This window comes from Rickettsiales bacterium, assembly GCA_033762595.1.
GTDB lineage: Bacteria > Pseudomonadota > Alphaproteobacteria > Rickettsiales > UBA8987 > JANPLD01.
On sequence record JANRLM010000005.1, the window covers coordinates 1 to 4398 of the forward strand.

A 4398-nucleotide genomic window follows, 5' to 3' on the forward strand; every position below is an offset into this window, starting at 1 on the left:
AATCAGCCTTCTCCATCATATGCTTTGGTGAGAAGGGATCATTTTCACCAAATAATTTTTTAATTCCGCCTTCACCTAAAACTTCAGTAACTAAATTTGCAAATAGAGAATCACCGATTGCTTGTCGCTTAGCGAAATCAACCTCATAATTGCCTTCTTCTTTATAGCCCGTTACTTCACCCGGAAGCCTTGAGCCAATATACCAAGCTTTTTCAACTTCATTCCCATCACCTGCTTTAGCCCTAAATGCTCCAAAAGCATAAACTTCTGGTGTTTTAAGAGTAACTTTAAGTTTTGGGTCTTCTTCAGAATATTTTAAGAGTTTTTTTAGTTTTTCAGAATTTTCTTTAAGCTCTTGAACCTTTCCCAAAACTGCTTGGTGAGCATCACCTAATTTTGCTTTAACTGCATCTTCATTCAAAAAATCTATAGCTTTATCAATCTTACCATTGGTGATTAAGCCCATTAATTTTGTGGCGATAATTACGCCCATTCCCTCATCAGCAGATTTTCCGTGACCCCAATTATCTTCCTTAGGCAGAATAACCGTGCCGATAGAATTAAAAAAACCTTTGGTTTCTTTTCTTTTCTCTAACTTATTTGTAAGCTTTTGAAGTTGTTTTTCAGTTAAAACTTGATCTAAGCCATCTTGTTGAATTAATACAAAAAGAGTTTCCTTATTAGTTCCACCGCTTGTTTCTTCTAATATTGAAATATTTAGGCCTACATCATATGCCACTTCTTTAAGATTATTTATATGAATTTGCCTTCTAGACTCACGAGCTTTTTCTGCATCATCAATCTTGGCTATAAAATCAGTAATATTCTTTATTTTATTTTCTTCGTTCAAACTTCTAAACCCTTAATTTTTCTATCATTTCATGGCATAATATTAGATAAATATTAATAAATCATTAAAAAAGGCTAGAAAAAATAATATAATTCTGTATCATCACAAAATAAAATAAATTAATTATATTTTTCAAATGGTTAGTGACAACATTATAGCATTTCAAGGCGTGTTTGGGGCAAATTCAGATTTGGCTTGTCGTAAAGCCTTCCCTTATATGCAAACTCTGCCTTGTGAGAATTTTGAAGATGCTTTTAAGGCCGTTGAAGAAGGCAAAGCAAAATATTGTATGATTCCAGTTGGCAATTCTTATGCTGGCAGAGTGGCGGAAATCCACAATCTTATCCCAAAAACTTCACTTAGTATAATTGGTGAATATTTTGAGAAAATTGAGCATCAACTTCTTGCCGTTAAAGGCACAAAAATTGAGGATATAAAAGAAGTTTATTCACATCCACAAGCATTAATGCAATGCAATAATAACATCGCAAAATATGGTTTTAAGCCAATTCGTCATTCAAATACTGCTTTTGCCGCAAAAGAAATCTCTGAGAAAAAAGATAAAACTAAGGCCGCCCTTGCCTCTAGTTTGGCTGCCGAATTATATGGCCTAGATATTTTGCAGAAAAACTTTGAAGATGACTCCAATAACACAACGCTTTTCTTAGTTTTTTCAAAAGAGCCGATTGATCCAGATCCTGAAAAAGAAAAATATATCATAACAAGTATGATGTTCACAACTCGCAATATTCCAGCCGGCTTATATAAAGCGCTTGGCGGGTTTGCGACTAATAATGTAAATATTATAAAACTAGAAAGTTACATTCCAGAAGTTGAATCATCACAAGCTCAATTTTTTATTAGCTTTGAGGGTAGCCCTAGGGAAAAAAATGTTCAGCGTGCCATTGAAGAGCTTGGCTTTTTTACCAAAAAAACAAAATTATTAGGCGTTTACCCAGCACATAAATCAAGAAGGGTTGAAAATTAGTTGCTAGTTATTAGTATCAGTTTTAGTGGAAAGGCTTCTAATCACTTATACTAATACTGATCACTAATACTCACTATGCCAATATACGCAGTAATATATTTATTCTTGTTTTTCTTATTCGCATTCAGCACTACTTATATGCATTTTGAAGAAGGCAGAGGTGCAATTTATGTTATCCCAGAGGCAATTTCTTATGTATTTTTACTCAGTTTTATTTTAATATATTTTTACCAAGATAAATTTAGTTTGAGTTTGCCAGTAGTAATTTCAATGTTTTTATATTCTCTTTTGTGGGATATATATTCTTTCAGGCAAGATATTCAGGTTGCAAAAAACCAATTTGGTATTAGGGGTAGAGAGTTAACTTTTTATTCATCAATTGCTATAATATTTTCAATTCCACCTTACCTTGCAGGGCTTGGAATTATTTTTTGAGAAATTAATCTATGACAAATCTAGTTCTTTCAGGCGTTCAACCAACTGGTAATTTGCATCTTGGCAATTATCTTGGTGCGATTAAACAATGGGTGGAAATTCAGAATAAATTTCCCTCGCTTTTTTGTATCGTGGATTTGCACGCAATAACCATTCAGCAAAACCCTGAGGAGCTTCGTAAATCATCACTTGAAATGGTTGCTGCTTACATCGCCTGCGGAATTGACCCTAAAAAATCGCATATATTTTTGCAATCTTCGGTGGCGGCTCACTCAGAGTTAGCTTGGATATTTTCTTGCTTCACACCGCTTGGCTGGCTGAATCGTATGACACAATTCAAAGAAAAAACTGAAAAAAATATTAAAACTAAATTGGTATTTGAGGAAAATGTTAGTGAAAATGAAAAATTAGAAATACAAAAAAGAATAAAAAAAATAAAATTTGATGAAAGAGATGTAATACCAAGCAACGCAATGCTTGGATTATTTTCATATCCAGTGCTGATGGCGGCGGATATCCTGCTTTACAAGGCGACTCATATTCCAGTGGGTGATGATCAAAAACAACATTTGGAATTAACTCGTGATATCGCAAACTCAATTAATACTAAGGCTGGGAAGATTATATTTCCTGAACCAGAGCCACTTATTCTAAGCCAAGCCAAGCGTGTGATGAGTTTACGCGATGGCACAAAAAAGATGAGCAAATCTGATGAGTCTGAATTTTCCCGCATTAATTTATCTGACACAGAGGAACAAATTATGGATAAATTCAAGCGCGCAAAATCTGATGCTTTGGTTGGTATAAATTTTGGTGATGATGCAAACCCTCGCCCAGAAGCCACAAATCTGCTGAATATTTATTCTTCACTTGCTGAAATAAATTTGGAAGATGCTCAAAGGAAATTTGCTGATGCGAATTGGTCTGCGTTCAAAAATGCACTTGGTGAATTGGCGGTTGAAAAGCTCTCACCTATCACCAAAAAATTTAATGAGTTAAAACAAGATGAAACCTATCTTCTTTCCGTTCTTAAAGAGGGGAAAATTTTTGCCAATGAAATCGCCACAAAAACCCTCAAAGAAATGCAAGATTTCGTCGGTTTTTTAAGGGTGTAGACTTAAAAATCAGATGTGATTTTGTTTATAGTATCAGCAAAAATTTCGTTTTCGCTGATTAGTTTTTCAATTTTTTTAACAGCGTGAACAACGGTTGCGTGGTCTTTACCGCCAAAAAACCTGCCAATTTCCGGATAAGATTTTGTAGTATATTTTTTAGCAAGATACATTGCAATTTGGCGTGCCTCTGCAATTTTCTTGAGCCTCGTTGCAGATTCAATTTCAGTAAAACTCAAGCCAAATTTTTTACAAACTTCCTTTTTAATATCTTCTAATGAGGTTTCTTTTTTAGATTTTTCATAAGTTGATTTAACAATCTCTTTAGCTAAATCTAAATCAGCTTCACGCATTGTAAGCTTGGAAATCTGTAGGATTTTATTTAACGCCCCCTCGGCTTCTCTAATGCTTGTATCAACATTATTTGCGATAAAAGATATAACTTCCGAGCCGACTTTCTGATTTTGCTTTTCCGCTTTTTTAGCTAGAATTTCAAATCTTTGCTCGTTAGAATAATTTTTTATATCAGCAATTAAGCCTCCCGAAAAACGAGATTTTATTTTGTCTTCAAGCCCAGTGAGCTGATTTGGAAATTTATCAGCTGATAAAATTACTTTGCCGCCTGCGTCAATCACAGCGTTGACGGTATGGAATAATTCTTCCTGAAAATTTGATTTTCCGCAGATAAATTGGATATCATCAACAATTAGTAAATCACTACCACGCACATAATCTTTGAAATCCAGCATTTTATTCTCTTTCATTGCGCGCACATAAGTGAACATAAATTTTTCAGCGGAGAGATATAAAACTTTTTTGTAAGAAGCTAAATTAATTGCTTGCTTAGCCGTTGCGTGCAGAAGGTGCGATTTTCCCAAACCCATTTTACCGCAGATGAAAAGGAGGTTAATATCCTCAAAACCCTCAGAATTACAGGCGATATTATAACATGCATTAAAAGCTAAGATATTATTTTCAAATGAAGAATAATTATCAAAAGTAAATTTTGCATC

The 4398-nt window shown here is 34.1% G+C and carries 5 protein-coding genes; 3 read left to right on the forward strand and 2 right to left on the reverse strand.

All coding sequences use genetic code 11. From position 1 onward, the window contains the following. A partial coding sequence (locus tag SFT90_00370) for a hypothetical protein (protein MDX1948938.1) occupies nt 1-850 on the reverse strand: 850 nt, incomplete at its 3' end. A 136-nt stretch (nt 851-986) separates the two neighbouring features. Here SFT90_00370 and SFT90_00375 point away from each other — a divergent pair. From SFT90_00375 to trpS, 3 genes are all read left to right on the forward strand, one after another. Continuing rightward, nucleotides 987-1838 (forward strand): prephenate dehydratase, encoded by an 852-nt coding sequence (locus SFT90_00375; protein ID MDX1948939.1) that lies wholly within the window; start codon nt 987-989, stop codon nt 1836-1838. A gap of 75 nt (nt 1839-1913) precedes the next feature. Beyond that, nucleotides 1914-2273, forward strand: a complete 360-nt coding sequence (locus tag SFT90_00380) for a hypothetical protein (GenBank protein MDX1948940.1) — start codon at nt 1914-1916, stop codon at nt 2271-2273. Between the two features lie 11 nt (nt 2274-2284). Beyond that, nucleotides 2285-3388: a tryptophan--tRNA ligase gene (gene trpS / locus SFT90_00385; protein MDX1948941.1), complete on the forward strand. Its 1104-nt coding sequence runs from the start codon at nt 2285-2287 to the stop codon at nt 3386-3388. 2 nt (nt 3389-3390) lie between these two features. Here trpS and dnaA read toward each other — a convergent pair. After that, the coding region (gene dnaA / locus SFT90_00390; GenBank protein MDX1948942.1) for a chromosomal replication initiator protein DnaA at nt 3391-4398 on the reverse strand (1008 nt) is incomplete at its 5' end.